Below are 17301 nucleotides of genomic sequence, written 5' to 3'. Positions count from 1 at the left end.
GCGGGGCGTTACGTTACCGCTGTTTCGTCCAGAGCGTCCGGCCGAGGAACGTGAGCGTGCGATCCCAGGCCATTTGCGACCAGACAGGATCGAACTGCGTACCGGCGATGCGGCCGGGGCCGACGGCCGTTTCGTTCGCGAACGCGTGATGCGCGAGATAGCGATGGAATTCCAACCCGACCTTCGCATCGGTCAGCTTCTTCTCCAGGGCATCGACCTGGTCGATCGCGAAGAACGCATCCTGCGTCGCCCAGTGACCCATCAGCGGCACCTTGAGCTTGGCCGGATCGATGTAGTCGAGCGGCGGCAGGCCGTACCAGATGACGCCCGCGTCCGCATCGGCGTACTGCAGCGACAGCAGCGTGAGGGCGCCGCCCATGCAGTAGCCCGTCACCGCGACACGCGATGCCAGTGTCTTCAGATACGTGACCGCGCCGGGAATGTCCTGCGATGCGGCATCGCCGAAATCGAGCCCCGTCATCAGGTGGTGCGCTTCTTCTTCCTCGACCGTCGACTTGCCGCGATACAGGTCGGGCACGAGCGCGAAGTAACCGCAGCGCGCGAGGCGATCGGCGACGCCGCGGATCTGGTCGTTCAGCCCCCACCATTCCTGGATGACGACGACCGCGGGCGCGCCTTCGGTCTGTGCCGGCGTGGCGAGATAGCCCTGCAGTTCCTGGCCGTCCGGGCGGCGAAACGTGATCATGGAACCGGATGTTTGAGACATGAAACCGCTCCTTTTCGAAAAATGCGCTGAGTGCGGCATCGGGCCGGCCGGCGAGCGTCGCGATTCAGCCCGCGTGCGTGACGGCCGACGCCGACCACGCGGCCATTCTATGCGCAAACACCGGCGGCTTGCGTGAACCGTGCCGTGCCGCATGCGGCCGGCGCCGGGAGCGGGCGCCCCAAAAGCCAACACCCCGCCCCGATGAACGGGAGCGGGGTGCCACGTGTGCCGCGCGCGTATCGGAATACGCGTTTGCGGGTCCGGCTTACTGGCCGAAATAGACGGAATCGCGGCCGTCCTGCTTGACCGCGATCGCGCGGCCGGCGCGCACGCCGGCGGCAGCTTGCACGCCGTAACCGGTTTCGTCGCCGTTCGTCACGCGGGCCTGGGCAGTCTGCAGCGCGCGCGGGTAGTACTGATCGGAGACTTCGGGCTTGTAGCCGGCCTGTTCGAGCTGGACGAGTTCAGCTCGGACCTGGGCACGCGTCAGCTGGCCCGACGGGTTCGATTGAGCGAATGCGCCGTACGAGGCGGACAGGGCGGTTGCGGCGACGACAGCGGTGATGAACGACTTCATGATGACCTCCGGTTCTGTTGATTTCTCGCTTCGCTTGTTGCGTTCAGCGGTTGATTGCATCGTAGCGATCGCGTTACCGGCCGGAAATAGGCGTTGCAGCGAATCATTATTGCAACTGGGTATACGATCCGCACGCGGGTATTTTGTCTGATTATTTCGGGGCGGCCGGACGGCAGGCCCGACCTTTGGGGAGCAGTCCCGTCGATCGGACTGCCGAGGTTGGCAGGAAGGTGAATCGCATTCCGAAGTAAATGGATGCGGCGCCGGCATCGCCTACTGTGCGTCACGCAGCCAGGACGGCTTGCCGCTTCCGGTATTCCGCCGGCGTGATCCCGACGTGCCGGGTGAACGACCGCCTGAGCGTGTCGACGTTCGCGAAGCCGCATTTCGCGGCGACCTGCTTCGGCGTGTCGTGACCGTTTTCGAGCAACTGGCGGGCGGCCGAGATGCGGGTCGCCTCGACCCACGCGGCCGGCGTCATGCCGACTTCCGCGCGGAACAGCCGCGCGAAGTGGCGCGGGCTCATGCCCGCATGCTTCGCCAGCGCGGCGACCGAATGCTCGCGTTCCGGATGCGCGGCGATCCAGCGCTGGACTTCCTGCAGCACCGACCGCCCGGCGGGGCGCGCCTCGCCCTTGCGGCTGAACTGGAGTTGCCCGCCCGGGCGCTTGAAGAACATCACCAGTTGCGCGGCGACGCGCCGCGCGATCTCGCGGCCGAGATCTTCCTCGACCAGCGCGAGCGCGAGATCGAGCCCGGCCGTGACGCCGGCGCCGGTGCGCAGCTTGCCGTCGCGCACATACAGCGCGTCGGCGTCGACGACGAGCGACGGATAGGCTTCGGCGAGCGCGTCGGCGGCGGCCCAGTGCGTGGTCAGGTGGCGCCCTTTCAGCAGGCCGGTGGCCGCGAGGACGAATGCGCCGGTGCAGATCGAGCCGTAGCGCCGGCTTTGCACGGCCGCCGAGCGCAGCCACGCGAGGACGTCGGTACGCAGCGTGACCTGGCCGGCGTTCGGCGCGCCGGCGACCAGCAGCGTGTCGATGCGCTCCGGGATGTCGGGCGCGATCCAGTCGGGCAGCAATCGTGCGCCGGACGAACTGCGGATCGGACCGGGCCCGCACGCGATGATCCGCAGCGCATAGAACGGCTTGCCGCATTCGGCGTTCGCCTGCGCGAACACGTCGAGCGGCGCGGAGACGTCGAGCAGCTGGACGCCCGGAACGGCGAAAATCCCCACGACCTTCGGCATGATCGGTTGCGTGTTGTGTCGAACGTGATGCGTAGCAGTATAGGGCTGCGCCTTTCGGCGCGCAGGCACCGTGTCCGTCCGTCGCGCGAAATGGCAGGATCTGGCGTAACACGTCTATTGGAGACAGTTATCGGACTCCGGAGAATCGAGGGTGTCTTCAATGGAGGTCGATCATGACTGTGAACGTTGCCGGCATCACCCTTCCCGATACGCGGCTGACGCGCGAGATTACCGAGCTCGTGCGCGATACCGAGTCCGAGCTGCTGTTCCACCACTCGAGCCGCGTGTTCTATTTCGCGGCGCTGGCGGGCCAGCGGCGCGGGCTCACGTACGATCCCGAGCTGCTCTACTGCGGCTGCATGTTCCATGACATGGGGCTCACTCACCGCCACAGCAGCGCATGCGAGCGCTTCGAAGTAGACGGCGCCAACGCCGCCCGCGATTTCCTGAAGGACAAGGGGATTTCGCAACAGGACATCGATGTCGTGTGGACCTCGATCGCGCTGCACACCACGCCCGGCATTCCGCAACACATGCATCCGGTCGTTGCGCTGGTCACGGCGGGTGTCGAGATGGACGTCCTGGGCCTGACGTATCCGGAATACAGCGAGGTCGAGCGCGAAGCGGTCGTGCGTGCGCATCCGCGCACGCCGCATTTCAAGGAGGACATCATCCAGGCGTTCTACGACGGAATCAGGCACAAGCCCGGCACGACGTTCGGCAACGTGAAGGCCGACGTGCTCGCGGACAAGGATCCGCATTTCCATGCCGGCAACTTCTGCAGCGTGATCCGGGCGTCCGCGTGGGCCGGCTGACCGCGGACGACCGGCCGCGCTTCAGCCGACATTGATCGATTGCCCGGCGTACAGCACGTTCGGCGCTGACGCCATGCCCGGGTTCAGCTGCAGGATCTCGTTCAGCGCGCGGGCATCCTGCTGCCCGCGCGTCATCGTCTTCTGGTCGTCGGGCGACACGTGCGCCGCATCGAGCAGTGACTGGCGATGTGCGTCGGCGATCACCCACAGCGAATCCCCGGCCACGACGATATACGGCTGGGCGGCCGGCGACGGCGGCGTGGACGGCTGCGCGGGCGTCGTGCTGCCCGGCGCGCCGTTCGTCTTGCCGGTCGTGCCGGTCCCGGGCGGTTGCGTGGCGGTGCCGCCTGGTGCGAGCCCGGCCGTCGGCGTGGCGCCGGGCTGCGGCGGCTGATGCGATGGCGACGCGGGCGCGGGCTGCGGCTTGTGGGTCGTCGATCCCGATCCGCCCGAAGGCGAGCCGAAGAACAGGCTCTGCAACTGCGTGAAGCCCCAGATCCCGATCGGCACGAGAATGAGCGCGGTCGGGTATTTCTTGACCCAGCGCGTCGCGTTAGGGAAATGGGTGTTCAGGCGCGCGCCAAGCAGCATCGCCGTCGACGTCGCGGCCGTCGCCGCGAGGGTGTAGTGGCCCTTGTCGTACTGCGCGATCGTGCCGGCGATGCCGCTCGCGACGCCGACGAAATCCGACGTCGAATCGATCAGCCGTACGACGCGACTGCGCTTGTCCGCGTTCACGCGATGCGCGCTGACCGCATAGACGAGGCCCGAGTACGTTGCGGCGAGCGCCGCGCTCGCGGTCGTGAGCGCACCGGCGACGGTTGGCGTGGTCATCAGCCCGTGCACGCCGACGGCGATCGTCCCCGAATAGCCGACGATCGCGCTGCCGCGCCCGACGAGGCCGAGCAGCCGGCGGGAATTGGCGTGATGCAGCTGCGTGAGCGACGTGCCGCCGACCATGCCCTGCATGTTCGCGAGCAGGTCGGCCGACAGGTCCTTGATCTGCGCGGCCGCATCGTCGAAGCCGATGAGCCCCTGGCGATGCATTTCGACGAGGTGGCTCGCCTTCACGCGCGTCTCGTTCGTCAAAAGGTCGAGCTGCTGGAGCCGCGCCGGATTGTATTCGTGCACCGGCGCGTTCAACTGCTGCGCGAGCGAGCGCTGCAGGCGGTCGAGCACGTCGTGCACTGCGCGCGGGTCGCCGCTCTGCAGGCTTTGCACCGCACCCTGGTGCATCGCGCCGAATACGCGGCCTGCGCGTGCGCCGACGAAGAGCGCGGTGTTCGCGTGCGTCAGCGCATCCGAGCTCATCATGTTCATGCCGTTGAACACGTTCAGCGCGACGAGCGAGCTGGCCCCGGCGACCGTGCCGCCGAATCCGAGCGACCAGGCCCAGTCGCGCTTGCCGAACGACGGCCGGTGAACGCGCAGCGCGTTGAGCTGCGCGAGCGCGGCTTGCTGCGGGTCGCCACGCTGGTGGCTCGGCTGCGCGGCGATGTCGCGGTTCACGAGGACCGGCTTGGTATCGTCGATTGCGAGCTTCGGATCGGCCGCTACCGCGCGCCAGAAAGCGGTGCTCGATGCATCCGGGTTCGCGTGGGCCTCGATCTTGTGTTCGGTGTCGGGCTGCGCGTACTGGTCCAGCCAGCGGTTGCCGGCATCGCGTGCGCGGAGCTCGGCCCGGTTGGCCGGGGCCGTACTGTTCCAGTAGTTATCCTTTGCATAGGTGATCGTCGCCTGCCGTGCACGATCCATCAGCGCGGTCGTATGGCCTTCGTACAGATCGGCGCGCAGCGCGGCGAGCTGGTCGGGCGTCATCCCGCTCGCGAGGCCAACACGTTCGACTTCGGCGAACAGCACCTGGTGCTGGTTCGCGAGCGTTTGCGTGCCGATCCGTTCGAACACGCGCGTGAGCGCGTCGGCACCGTGCAGGCGCGCAAGCTTGTCGGGCGCGTGCAGCTTGTAGTCGACGAGCGTGCGGGCGAGTGCGGCGGTCAGGTCCTGGTTCGCGACGAAGTCCGAGCCGTGCGTCGCATACGACAACCCGAGGTGAACCCAATCGAGTTCCTTGCGGTCGAGCACGGCCTCGACGAGCGTCAGGTGGCCGTCGCCCGGCACCGGTTCGAGCACGGCGTCCCAGCCGTGGAACGTCACCATCACGTGCGGCGCGTTTGCGTCGGTGTTTCCGCGTGCCCACGTTTCGAGTGCGTCGAATGTGCGCACGTAGTCGTGATACGCGTCGTTGGTACCCGCGAGCGTGCGCTGGTCTTCCGCCGACACGAGCGCGCGCGACGGCGCGGTTTCGAGGCGCAGCACGAAGCCGCCTTCGGACGCCGCGTCGAGCCATTTGAACAGGTGGTCGAGATCGTCGAGTTCGAGCTGGCGACCCGTGCCGTCGATGTCGATGCGCGCGTTCGCCTCGTCGAACTTCGCGTTGTCGAGCTTGCCGAGTTCGCGCACGCGGCGGATGAATGCCGGGTCGTGTTTCCTGCCGAGCGCGGCGGCCAGCGAATGCGGATCGACCGCGACCGACACGACCGGCATGGCGCCGCCATAGCGTTTTACGAGCGCGAGCATCTCGTCGGGGTTGTCGCGCAGCGTGAAGCCGCGCGCCATCAGCGCGATGCGATCCTGGATCTCGACCTTCGCGCGTGCGTAGGCCTGCAGCGCACGCCGGTCCGCGGCCCGCGCGACCGACAGATAGGTGATCGCGCTTTTCGCGTGGCGGGACAGCACGTTGGCTGCATGGTCGGGCCGCGACAGCGGGCCGCGCCACGGCATGCTCGACGCGTCGCGCGCGAGCCGCAACGGGATGCCGAGCGCCTTCATCATTACGCTGTCGGCCATCATGACCTGGCGCGTCGTGCCGAGGTCGAGCGGCTCGCCAGTGCGGCCCGCGAACGCCTTGACGCGCTCGTGCTCGGGGAACCAGTTGTCGACTTTCGCCTTGCCGAAGCGGAGGGTCCATTCGGCGATCGTCGCGCTCGTCAGGCCGGGCTGATAGGTCTTGATGCTGAACGGTTTGCCGGCGGCGCGCGCCGGCGACGCGGCCGGTGCCGGCACCGCCGGCGCGTTCCGGGTGCTTTTCCTGTTTTTGCCTCGCGTGGGCTTCTTCGGCTTCGCCGGCGCGCCGGGCGCGGGGGCGTTGGCCAGCCGGGCCTGCTGGTTCTGCGCGGCCGTCAGTTCGGCCGCGATGCGGCTCTCCAGTTCGCCGAACGGCGCGGTCGATTCGGCGGCGGCTTTCCGCAGCTGCTTGCCGAGTTCGTCCTGTTTCAACTGATAGGCGGCGACCTGTGTCGGTTTCGTGCGTGCGTCGAATGCGGCCGGGTCGAGCCGCGTCACCAGGAAATGCCGGTTCGAGCCATCCGGACCGCCGCCGATCTTCGTCTTGTCGAGATCGACGCCGGGCTTGCCCGTGTCGTTGAAATGCGCGGCATCGTCGAACCACTGCAGCGTGCCGTCGCGTGTCGCGAGGATGCCTTCCGGCTGGTGCAGCGTGTCGATCAGCGCGCCGTCCGTGCCGTAGACGTAGATGAAGTATTCCGGGCCGACCTGGCCGAGATCGATCACGCGCCGCAGATGCAGCGTGTTCGCACCGCTGAAGTCGTGCACGTCGTCGGCCGATTTCGGCAGCAGGTTCGGCGCGATCCACCGATGCGCGAGCGGCGTCGCCCCGGCAGGCGGCTTGCCGGCCGACTGGATCCTGCCGAGCCGGCGTTGCACGCGATCGCTCAGCTTCAGCGGCGGCGGCTTCTGCTCGGCGACCGGCAACGCCCGCTCGGCAGGCTCGAAGCCGCCGTATCGGGATACCGCCGATTCCGGCAGCGAGGACGGCACGAACACGACGCCGCGCCGTCCGTCGGGCAGGCCGCGTGCGCGGCGGCGGAATGCGGTGCCGAGATCCTGCCCGCCGATCGACGCGTCGCCGACCGAGGTCTTCTCGTGATAGGTCCAGCCGCTGCCGCCCTGCGTGGGCTCCGCGTAACCGAGCACCTTGCCGGTCTTCTTGTCGACCGCGAAGATCGTCGCGCCGTCGTCCGCGGCCTTCGCGGCCGCCTTGGGCCGCTTGAATTGCGGTGCGTTGGCGAGTTCGCCGATCTGCTCGACGACCGCTTGCGCGGGCGCTTCGCCCGAAGGGTCCGCATGCCAGACGCGCTTCGAGTCGATGGCTTCGACCTTCGCCGCGCCGCCGAATTGCCGCAGCTCGTCGAGCGATACCGGCGACAGGTAGAAGTCGAATTTCGCACGCGTTTCATGCGGCGTTTCGCTGCCGTTGCGCTTGCGTGGACGCGTACCCGGATATACCGCGTCGCGTACGTCATGTGACGGCGCGCCGCCGGGATCGGCCGATTCGACCTGGCCGGGCTGGCCGTGTGCGTCGGTCTTCAGGCTCGCGACGAACTCGGGCTGCGGATGCGTGCCGTCGTCCGCCGGCCGGTCGACATGCTTCGCGATCAGCACATGTGCGTTGGGGCCCGCGTATTGCGCGAGGTCGCGGATGTCGGCCAGCTGCGTGCCGTCGATCCGCTTCAGGTCGCGTTTGCCGTGCGCGTCGAGCCAGTCGGCCGCGCGCGACTCGGGCGTGAGCGCGGGCGTGGCCGGCAAGAAGGACGACGGGTCCGGCATGGGCCACATCATCATCGACGGCATCGTTCGCGGCGCCGCGCCGGTTCGTCCGGCTGCGCCGTCGCGCAGCGCCTGCTCGGCCTGCGCGCGGTACAGCGCCCGATAGACGGGGTTGCCGGGCAGCGACGTGGGGGCGTTGCCGAACGCGTCGGCGAGGCGCGCGAGGCCCGCCGCGTCGCCGGGCATCACGTGGTCGGCTTCGCGCGCGATCGCGTCGGGGAGCACCGCATGCTCGGCGATGTCGACGCCGGTCGATTCGAGGATCTGCTTGCGCACCGCGAACGCGTTGGCCTGCGCGCGCGCCTCGGCGAGCAGCGTGCTTTGCACGTACGCGTCGGGGCTGCTGGTGTCGAGGTCGAGCCGGTTCGTGGCCACGTCGACCGCGTGACCGATCTCGTGCGCGAGCACATAGACGATCGTGCCGGCGTGGCGCAGGCCGCCGTCGATCACGATCCGGCGCTGCTCGGCATCGACCTTGCTGCCGGCGCCCGCGCGGCCCTGCACGATCTCCCAGCGGCCGGGGTTCAGCAGCCGCATCTGGTCGGCGAGCAGGCTCGACTGGCCGGCGAGCGCATAGGCGGCGTCGGGCAGCGGGGCGCCACCGAACCACATGCGGATGCGCGCGATGAGCGACGGCTTCTGGACGAATGCGCCGTCCGGCAGCGATTCGCTGATCGCCGGATGCGCGAGCTCGACGCGGCCGCTCGCGATGCCGCGCTGGAGCGGATCGATGACGGCGTCGATCATCGCTGGCGTCCGGTTGGCCGCCGGGTCCGGATGCCGGATCAGGACGGAAGGGTCGCTGAAGTAGAACCGGCCCTGCGCATCGAACAGGCCTTCGAAGTCGAACGACAGGCCGTGCCGTGCGGCGATCTCGCGCATCGCGACGAGCTGCTGCATCGATTCGCGCATCACGCGTTTCGGCAGGATGCCGTTCATCACGTCGATGCTGCCGAGCTCGGCAAGCGGGCTGTACATCACCGCCATGCGCCCGAGGTACGTGAACGGCCCGTCGACCGTGACCGTGCGCATGCCGAGCTGCCTCAACTGGTCGAGCCCGCGCATTTCATGGGCGAGCATCGTGCGCGCCTTGTCGCCGCCGGCGTCGAACAGGCCGATCGCGTTGCGCTTGCCGAGTTCGAACACGGCCTTCGCGGTGCCGGCGCCGAGGAACGGGCCGAGCAGGTCGGCAGGATCCACGCGCCGCGACGGATCGCCGGCGACGTGCAGCCCGTTGCCGTCGACGGCGAGTGCGCCCGCATCGATCCGTTCGCGCGGCGACGGTGTGTAGCGCGTCCACGTGCCCGGGCCGCCGAACTGCATGCGGTGCGTGCCGTCGGTGCGCGACTCGCCGATCGCGCGGACCGTGCCGCTGTCGGGCACGTAGATCGTGCGTTGCCAGATGTTCGCGAGCCATGCGCCGTGTGCTGCGCGCGCGTCGCCGCCTTCGAGAACGACGGGGGTGCCCGCCTGCGCGGGCCCGAGCGCATGGCGATGGTCGATCGAGTAGTCGACGGGCGTGGCGGGGCGGCCGTGCGCATCGAGCAGGCCGCCGGCCGCATCGGTTTGCGCGTGGACGAGCGTCAGCGGTTCGCCGTTCGCATAGGACACCGGACCGTTGCGGGAGAATGTCAGTTTCGGCGCGCCGCCTCCGAACCAGCGCCGGGGGAAGGGCGACGCACGGTCCGCGTGCGCGTGGCTCCACTGCACCTGTTCGTCGAGCGTGCGCGGCAGCCGTGCGCCGCCGCTGCCGCCGGACGACTCGGTCGTGTGCGGTGCGGGCATGTGCAACGATGCGTTGCCCGGCTGTTGCTGCCGGTCCCACGCGCGGCCGTAGAACGTGCTGTAGCGCTCGCCGTCGCGGCCCGACACGGGTGCGTTGCCGAACGCGTCGGCGAGGCGCGCGAGGCCCGCCGCGTCGCCGGGCATCACGTGGTCGGCTTCGCGCGCGATCGCGTCGGGGAGCACCGCGTGCTCGGCGATGTCGACGCCGGTCGATTCGAGGATCTGCTTGCGTACCGCGAATGCGTTGGCTTGCGCGCGCGCCTCGGCGAGCAGCGTGCTGCGCACGAATGCGTCGGGGCTGCTGGTGTCGAGGCCGAGCCGGTTGTTCGACACGTCCGTCGCGTGGCCGGCTTCGTGCGCGAGCGTATAGACGAGCGTGCCGTTGCTGCGCAGGCCGCCGTCGATCACGATCCGGCGCCGGTCGACGTCGGTGCGGCTGCCGCGTCCCGCGCGGCCCAGCACGACCTGCCAGCCGTCCGACTTCAGCAGCCGCATCTGGCCGGCGAGCAGGCTCGACTGGCCGGCGAGCGCATAGGCGGCGTCGGGCAGCGGGGCGCCGCCGAACCACATGCGGATGCGCGCGATGAGCGACGGCTTCTGGACGAATGCGCCGTCCGGCAGCGATTCGCCGATCGCCGGATGCGCGAGCGCGATGCTGCCGTCGTCGATGCCGCGTTCGAGCGGCTCGATGACGCTGTCGATTTCCTCGAGGGTGGACTCGATTGCGCCGCGATTGTCCGAGCGCGAGATGGCCGACGGATCGCTGAAGTAGAACTCACCGTGCGCGTCGAATACACCCTGGAAGTCGAATTCCAGACCGTCGCGCTCGACGATCGCGCGTATCGCCGCGAGCTGTCGCATCGAATCGTGCGTGACGCGCTCCGGCAGCGCGCCGAGCGAGACAGCCCGGCTGCTGAGTTCCGCGAGAGGGTGGTACAGGATCGCGATCCGGTTGCCGACCGAGAACGGGCCGTCGATGGTCAGCGTGCGCAGCCCGTAGCGGCGCAACAGGTCGAGCCCGTTGCGTTCCGTGCCGAGCGCATCGTAATGATGAGCGAGCTGGCTGTCGCGCGGCCGCCCGGGATCGACGTCGTACAGGCCGATCGCGTTGCGTTTGCCGAGTTCGAACACGCTTTTTTCGATGCCGGCCCCGAGGAACGGGCCGATCAGCGCTTGCGCATCCAGTCGCCGTGACGGATCGCCCGCGATGTGAAGGCCGTTCTCGTCGGCGGCGAGTTCGCCGTAGTCGATTCGCTCGCGCGGCGATGGCGCATAGCGGGTCCACGCGGGCGCGCGATCGAATCGCACCTGGGCCCTCGCGACGGCAGGATTGCCCGCGGCGGCGTCGAGCGCGCGGATCGCGCCGCCGTCCGGCACGTAGACCGGCCGTTGCCAGGTGTTCGTGAGCCACGCAGCGGCGGCGTGTCCGTTGTCGGCGGCCAGGACGAGCGCGCGGCCGCTGCCGGCGCTGGTCGACGTGCCGGCCAGGAAGTTCGCGATCGAAAAGTCCACATGCTGCGCGGGGCGGCCGTGTGCGTCGAGCAGCTGGCCCGCGGCGTTGGTACGGCCGTGGATGACCGTCAGCGGTTCTTCGGTCCCGGACGACGTGCGTTCGTCCAGAATCCGGAGCGTCATCTGCCGTGGCTCGCTGCGCCCGCGTTCGGCAAACGGCGAGATCGCCTCCGCATGCGCGACGCTCCACTGCACCTGTTCCTCGAGCGTGCGCGGCAGGTGCGTGCCGCCGCCGGCCGCGTCCGTCGTGTGTGGCGCGGGCATGCGGCGCGGGGCGCCACCCTGACGCTTCTGCTTGTCCCAGATGCCGTCATAGAAGGTCTGGTACGTCTCGCCGCGGCGCCCCGACACCGGCGCATCGGCAAACGCGTCGGCGAGCCGTTCGACCGTGCCGGCATAGTCGCTCGACGGCCCCCAGCGGTCGGCCTCGTGCTGGAGTGCATCGGGCAGCGTCGTTTTCGACGCGATGTCGCCGCCGCCCGCGAGATCGATTTCGTAGCGCGCTTCGAACGCGTTGATTTGCGCGCGCGCCTCGGCTTCGAGCGCCTTGCGCGTGAAGCGGCTGCGGCCGCTGTAGTCGAGCGAGTCCAGCGTGCCGTCGATCGCCTCGACCGCGTGCTTGGCCTCGTGCGCGAGCGTGTACGTGATGCTGCCCGAATCGTGCAGTCCGCCGTCGATCGTCACGCGCCGCCGCTTCGGGTCGATCCGGCTGCCGCCGCCGCGCTTGCCGAGGCTCACGCGCCAGCCGGCGTCGCTCATCATCCGCAACTGCTGCGTGAGCGTGTCCGATTGCTGCGCGAGCGCGTGCACCGCGTCCGGCAGCGGCGCGCCGCCGAAGCGCATCTGCAGCCGCGTGAACAGGCCCGGACCGGCGAGTGACGGATCCTGCGGCGCTTCGGTGGTTTCCGGGTGGGCGGCGGCCGGAAGCGCGCGGTCGTCGGCGCGCGCGTCGCCGGCCCGATTTGGCCGGGAGGCTTCGTTCGCCTCGTTCGCCGCTTCCGATGCAGACCGTTCGGCCGGCCTGACGAGCACCAGGATGCGGTTCGGCGCGCTGAATGCGCCGTCCAGCGCGCGCGCCGCGCGAGCGGGCGGTTGCGGCGGCAGGGCGGCGCGGGTTTCCGGATCGGTGGCGTTGCGCCGCGTCGTCGCGAGCACGACGACGGTGTCGTCGTTCGCGGGCGGCAGCGCGCGCCGCGCCGCGGGAGCGTCCGGATTCGGCGCATGCGGGTCGGCTTCGGCGATGCCTGCCGCATCGGCGTGCGGCGCCTGCGCGTTCGTGCCGACGACGCGGCCGCCTGCCGCTGGCGCGTCGGGGGCCGGCAGGTAGCGCGTCAGCGGTGCATCCGCGCGCAGCGTGCCGTCCGCGTGCAGGGCATCCGGCGCGGCCGCGAACACCGGGCGCTGCCAGCGGTTCGCGAGTTCGGGCGCGACGTGCGCGTCCTCGGCATCGGCGACGACGATGATCGGTTCCGCGACGTCGGCGGGCGGCGCGCCCGCCGCGCGCGGCCGCGCCGCCTCGGGCATGGCGGCGGGGTCGTCGCCGTTGCGCACGATGAACAGCGTGTGTTCGCCGTAGTCGAGCGCTTCGACCGACGGGCCGCGCGGCACGGAGACGCCGGCCGGGTCGAGCGTCGCGGGCCGGGAGGCCGGTTCGGCGTCGGTCAGGTCGATCACGCGGACCGGCGTGCGTGGCGCGGTGCTGGCCGGTTCTTCGAGGGCGCCGGCGCCGGGTGCGCCGGGGGCTCGTGCGACGGCCGGGTCGTCCGCCGCGCGCAGGTCGCTGCTGCGGCGATTCTGCGCGGCGACATGCGAATCCGACGAGCGGGTTTCCAGCTGGCTCTCGTCGCGCGCGGCCTGCGCTTCGCTCGTGCGCTGCGCGTTGCGCGCGCCAGCCGAGACGGTGGCGGTGGCCGGGTTGCCCGCTTCGGTGGCGCGTGCCGCAGCTTCGTCGGCCGCCGTCGTCGTCGGTGTGTTGTCGGCCGGTGGCGCCGGGTCGTTCGCCGGTTGCCGTGTGTTGTTGCGCGACGGGGGCGGCGTCTTCGCGACGAGCTTCGACGGCGCATTGATTTCCCCGTCGCTGCCGAACGACAGCCGGTCGCCGGTTGCCGTGACCGAATCGACCTTCGTGCCTTCGGTCCACGTCTTGCCCGTCAGCTTGACGACGGTCAGTTCGCCGTTCTCGCCGAGCATCACCGATTCGCCGTGCGGCAGGTTGTTCAGGTCCTTGTTGTTGAGCCCGTCGAGCACGCGCACGGGCATGTTGTCGTAGGTGAGCACCTTGTCGCCGGCCATCAGCGTGCCGTCCTTCGCGACCGTGATGTCGACGCCGTCGAGCGACGCGCGCGTGGCCCCGAACGCGAGTTGCGACGGTTCGTTCTTGTTCAGGATTTTCTGCAGCTGCTGGCCGTCGATCGAAATGTTCTCGCCGCCCGCCGTGCGGGCGACCAGTGGCCGGCCGGTGACGCGCACCGCTGCGTTGACCATGCGGTCCCGCACGCCGCCCGCGCCCATCAGCGCCACGTTGGTGACGCCGGACTTGATGTCTTCCCAGCCCTGTTCGCTGTTCCCGTGGGCGAATGCGACCCCGGCTTCGACGAAGCTCTCGCCTGCGGCGCCGACGCCGGTGACGAGCGACGTGCCGCGCACGATCGCGGTGGTCACGCGCGCGGCCTTCGCCGAGCCGGTAAGCGCGGTGATCGTCTTGCCGAACACTTCCGACCCGGCGAACTTCGCCGCGCCGGCCGCGCCCATCGGCACGAGGTTGAGCCAGTCGCCTCGCGCCCCGGCGTCGGTGAACGGATTGATGCTCTGGTTGTGTTCCCACCGCGAGCCGATATCGATCGCGGATTTCGCCATGCTCGAACCGATCGCCGTGTCCATCATCACCGCGCCCGCGAAGTTCAGCGCGCCGCCGGCGAACGCGCCGACGCCGGTTGCGTCGAGCAGCACGCCGGCGCCTTCCATCAGCAGCCCGAGCCCCATCATCCCGAGGTTCACCTTGCCGCCGGTCAGTGTGTTCAGCGCACTGTCGAACCAGTCGTCGTGATGCGCGGACTTCTGCTGGAACTGCGCGTGACCGTTGTCGTCGTAACCGGTCACGAGGTCGAGCGTGCCGCTCGACGCCAGCTGGTTGTTGTCGAGGTAGTCGCCGACGTTGTCGTAATTCGCGGACGTGTCGTCGACGTACTGGACGTTGCCCTTGCTGTCGGTGACCTTGAACAGTGCGCTCGTCACCATCCCGGCCGTCTTGTCCGAGTAGATCAGCGGCAGGATGTTGACCTGCGTGCCGCTGCCACCGCCGAGCTTCAGGATTTCGCCGCGCACCTTGTTGATCGTGTCCAGCTTGTCCTTGTCGGTGTAGCGGACCGAGTCGTCGTTGACGGGGGCGGCGGGCGAGCCCGAATCCGGCGACGGCTGCACGTCGGGCGCGAGCCCGATCGCGGTGCCGATCAGGTTGCGCTGCTCGTTGTCGGTCAGCTTGCCGAAATTGATCGTCGCGGCCTTGTTCGTGCTCGCGCCCGCCTGGTCGAGCAGCGATTGCGACAGCTCGCCCTGGTGCGCGCGGAAGAAGCCGTCCAGCGCCTTCGAATAGGCATCCTTGTCGTCCTGGCTCTGCGGGTTGCGCAGGTTCTCGGCGAGCCCCGCGTCGAACTGGTCGAGCAGCACCTGCTGGTGCGACATCTCCGTCAGCAGCTGCAGCTTGTTGATGTTCGCGTCGGCCTGCTGCAGGTCGTTGCGTGCCTTGTCGAGCGGGTCCTGATAAGGGTTCGGACGCAGCGGCGTGCGCATCGGAATCTCGTCGCCGTTCACCTCGCGCATCCGCACCGGCGTCGGGTTGTTCGCGTACCAGTCGTCGTAGGTTTTCTGGATGTCCGCGAGCTTGCCCTTGAGTACGCCTTCCTGCGTCTGCGCGCTCGCGAGCTGGAATTTCGCGGCTGCGTCGTTGAACGTGTTGGACAGCCGGCCGTCGGCCGCCCGCAATGCGCCCGCGACGACATGGAGTTTTTTCGCGTCGAGCGCGGTCTGGCCGGTCGCGGTGGTCGGTACGGACGTGTTCGAGCCGGGTGGCTGCAGCACGAACGACGGGTTCGTGAACAGCGTCGTGGGTGGCAGCGACGTCGACAGGCTGGCTGCGGGCGCCGACGTGCTCAATGACGACGACGGGGTCTGCGTCGTCGACGGAGCCGGCGGACTCGATGTGCCCGGCGTAGACGCCGCGCTCGGCAGCGACGTGCTCAGCGACGGCGACGGTCCGGCCGAAGGGGATGGCGTCGTCGGGGGCGGCGGATTCGTCGACAGCGTCGGTGTCGGGTTCTGCAGCACGAACGGCACCTTCGGCTTGAGCTGCGCATCGATCTGCGCGCCGGCGTCGTCGTACTGCTGCGCGAGCGTCTGGCCGTAGGCGACGACGAAGCCGTCGTGCGCGAGGCTCGCCTTCTGTTTGGCCTGCGTCAGCGCATCGGATGCGGCGGCGAGGTCGGCGTCGACTTGCGGATGCGGGTCCAGCGAGCGCGGATTCGCGGTATGCCAGTCGTCGGATGCCGTTTTCGCGGAGTCGTACTTGGCCTGCAGGTCGTCGACGGTGAGCTGCGCGCCGAGCATCTGCATGTAGCCGCCGCTCGTGTTCGCCTGCGTCGTCGCGCGATCGAGCGCGGCCTTGTCGTCCGTCGCCGCGCCGGGTGTCGAGCCGATCAGGCAGGCGCTGTCGGTGTCGTACTTCTGCTGCAGCGTCGTGACCTGCTGCGCGTCGAGCGACGCCGCATAGGCCGCGTTCGAGTAATTCGCGATCTTCGCGGCCTGCGCGACGTTGGCCTGCACGGCGTTCATGTCGACGTTGCCGTTGGCGTCGCCCGGCGGCGCGTCGGGCAGGTCGATCTGCAGTTGCAGCGGCGCGAGCGCATCGTTCAGGTTGCCGACGCCGGTATCGATGGCGTCCTTGTAAGCGGGATCGGCCATATACGACTGGAACTGCGTATAGGCGAGATTCGCGTTGCTGACGTCCGCCCAATACTTCGCCTGGCCGGTCACCGCGCCCGACGTCGCCGATTGCCAGTCGTCGTAGGCCTGGACCTGGGCGGGCGTCTTGCAGTCGCCCTGTTGCGGGACGAAGTTCGGATTCGCCTTCGTCTGGTCGGGGAACAGCTTCTGCAGCGCGGCGAACTTCGCATCGGCCTGCTGCTGCGCGGGACCCTCGATGTTCTGGTTCGTCGGGTCCGAGCTGTACTGGTCGGCCTTCGCCTGTTCGCCGTACAGGATCCGGTAGCCGGCGTCGGTCGTGACGCCGAGTTCGCGCTGCGCGGTGTCGGCCGCATCGTGCGCCTTCGTGTAGTTGTCGAGTGCGGACTTGCGCTCGTCGGGCGTCGAGTCGGGGTCGCGATTCGCCATCCGCAGCACACCCTGTGCGCCTTGCAGCGCCTGTTGTGCGTTGTCGTATTTTGTCTGCGCGTCCTGGATCACACCCTGCACGGCCCGCGTCGTGTCGTTGTCGACGGTGATCTCGGGCGGCGCCACGCGATACTGATCGGACATGCTCTGAAGCAGTGCGGTGGCCGACGCGATCTCGGGGTTGGTCGGTTTGGACGGATCGGTGCCGAGGTCGGCCTGCACCGGGATCGGCGGCGCGGTCGTCGGGTTGACCGGGTTGGCCGGGCCGTTGGTCGGGCCGTCGTTGGACGTACCGCCCGCATTTTGCGGCGGCTTTGGCGCAAGGTCCGGATTCAGCGTTTGCGACAGGAAACGCTGCCAGTTCAACCCCAAACCCATTCCGTCGATGGACAGCATGCAAGGCTCCCGTCAGGCGCGGCCGTACGCGGGATGCACGCCGCCAGCGCCGCATGGCGCGAATTCGAGTGTACGGAAGCGGCTGGAGCGGGCGCGGGGGCGATTCGTAGCGGGTGACGAGGGGGAGCCGGTCGGTCCGGGTGCCGCTACGAGAAGCGGGCAGGTCGAGAACGTACGCGGCATGGGCGATCGCGCGGCAACGCGGCCCGCGCATCGCTACGCGCAGGTT

Annotated in this window: 5 protein-coding genes; 1 reads left to right on the top strand and 4 read right to left on the bottom strand. The window is 69.2% G+C overall.

Features of this window, described 5'->3' with window-relative positions; all coding sequences use genetic code 11:
- Positions 1-13: 13 nt before the first annotated feature.
- From ACWMMN_RS37335 to ACWMMN_RS37325, 3 genes are all read right to left on the bottom strand, one after another.
- A complete protein-coding gene (locus ACWMMN_RS37335) occupies positions 14-727 on the bottom strand; it encodes a dienelactone hydrolase family protein (protein ID WP_059241072.1) in 714 nt (237 codons plus the stop codon).
- A gap of 265 nt (positions 728-992) precedes the next feature.
- Positions 993-1304, bottom strand: coding sequence for a DUF4148 domain-containing protein (locus ACWMMN_RS37330; protein WP_059241071.1), 312 nt, complete (start codon positions 1302-1304; stop codon positions 993-995).
- A gap of 283 nt (positions 1305-1587) precedes the next feature.
- Positions 1588-2553: a GlxA family transcriptional regulator gene (locus tag ACWMMN_RS37325; protein WP_174994618.1), complete on the bottom strand. Its 966-nt coding sequence runs from the start codon at positions 2551-2553 to the stop codon at positions 1588-1590.
- Positions 2554-2726: 173 nt separating this feature from the next.
- On the opposite strand from ACWMMN_RS37325, the gene ACWMMN_RS37320 reads away from it, so the two are divergent.
- Positions 2727-3368, top strand: coding sequence for an HD domain-containing protein (locus ACWMMN_RS37320; protein ID WP_059241069.1), 642 nt, complete (start codon positions 2727-2729; stop codon positions 3366-3368).
- A 21-nt stretch (positions 3369-3389) separates the two neighbouring features.
- Here the strand turns inward: ACWMMN_RS37320 and ACWMMN_RS37315 are convergent, their stop codons facing one another.
- Positions 3390-17072 carry an LWXIA domain-containing protein gene (locus ACWMMN_RS37315; RefSeq protein WP_486424291.1) on the bottom strand — a complete coding sequence of 4561 codons (13683 nt, stop codon included), beginning with the start codon at positions 17070-17072 and terminating at the stop codon, positions 3390-3392.
- Between the last annotated feature and the right edge of the window lie 229 nt (positions 17073-17301).

The sequence above is a fragment of the Burkholderia cepacia complex sp. TUM26381 genome (assembly GCF_057439935.1).
The sequence above is the reverse complement of the archived record's forward strand: the minus strand, read 5'-3'. Positions and strand labels throughout refer to the sequence as shown.

Coding starts and splice junctions, on each gene's coding strand:
- ACWMMN_RS37315 (WP_486424291.1), bottom strand. CDS start 17,072: ATGCTGTCCATCGACGGAATGGGTTTGGGGTTGAACTGGCAGCGTTTC.
- ACWMMN_RS37320 (WP_059241069.1), top strand. CDS start 2,727: ATGACTGTGAACGTTGCCGGCATCACCCTTCCCGATACGCGGCTGACG.
- ACWMMN_RS37325 (WP_174994618.1), bottom strand. CDS start 2,553: ATGCCGAAGGTCGTGGGGATTTTCGCCGTTCCGGGCGTCCAGCTGCTC.
- ACWMMN_RS37330 (WP_059241071.1), bottom strand. CDS start 1,304: ATGAAGTCGTTCATCACCGCTGTCGTCGCCGCAACCGCCCTGTCCGCC.
- ACWMMN_RS37335 (WP_059241072.1), bottom strand. CDS start 727: ATGTCTCAAACATCCGGTTCCATGATCACGTTTCGCCGCCCGGACGGC.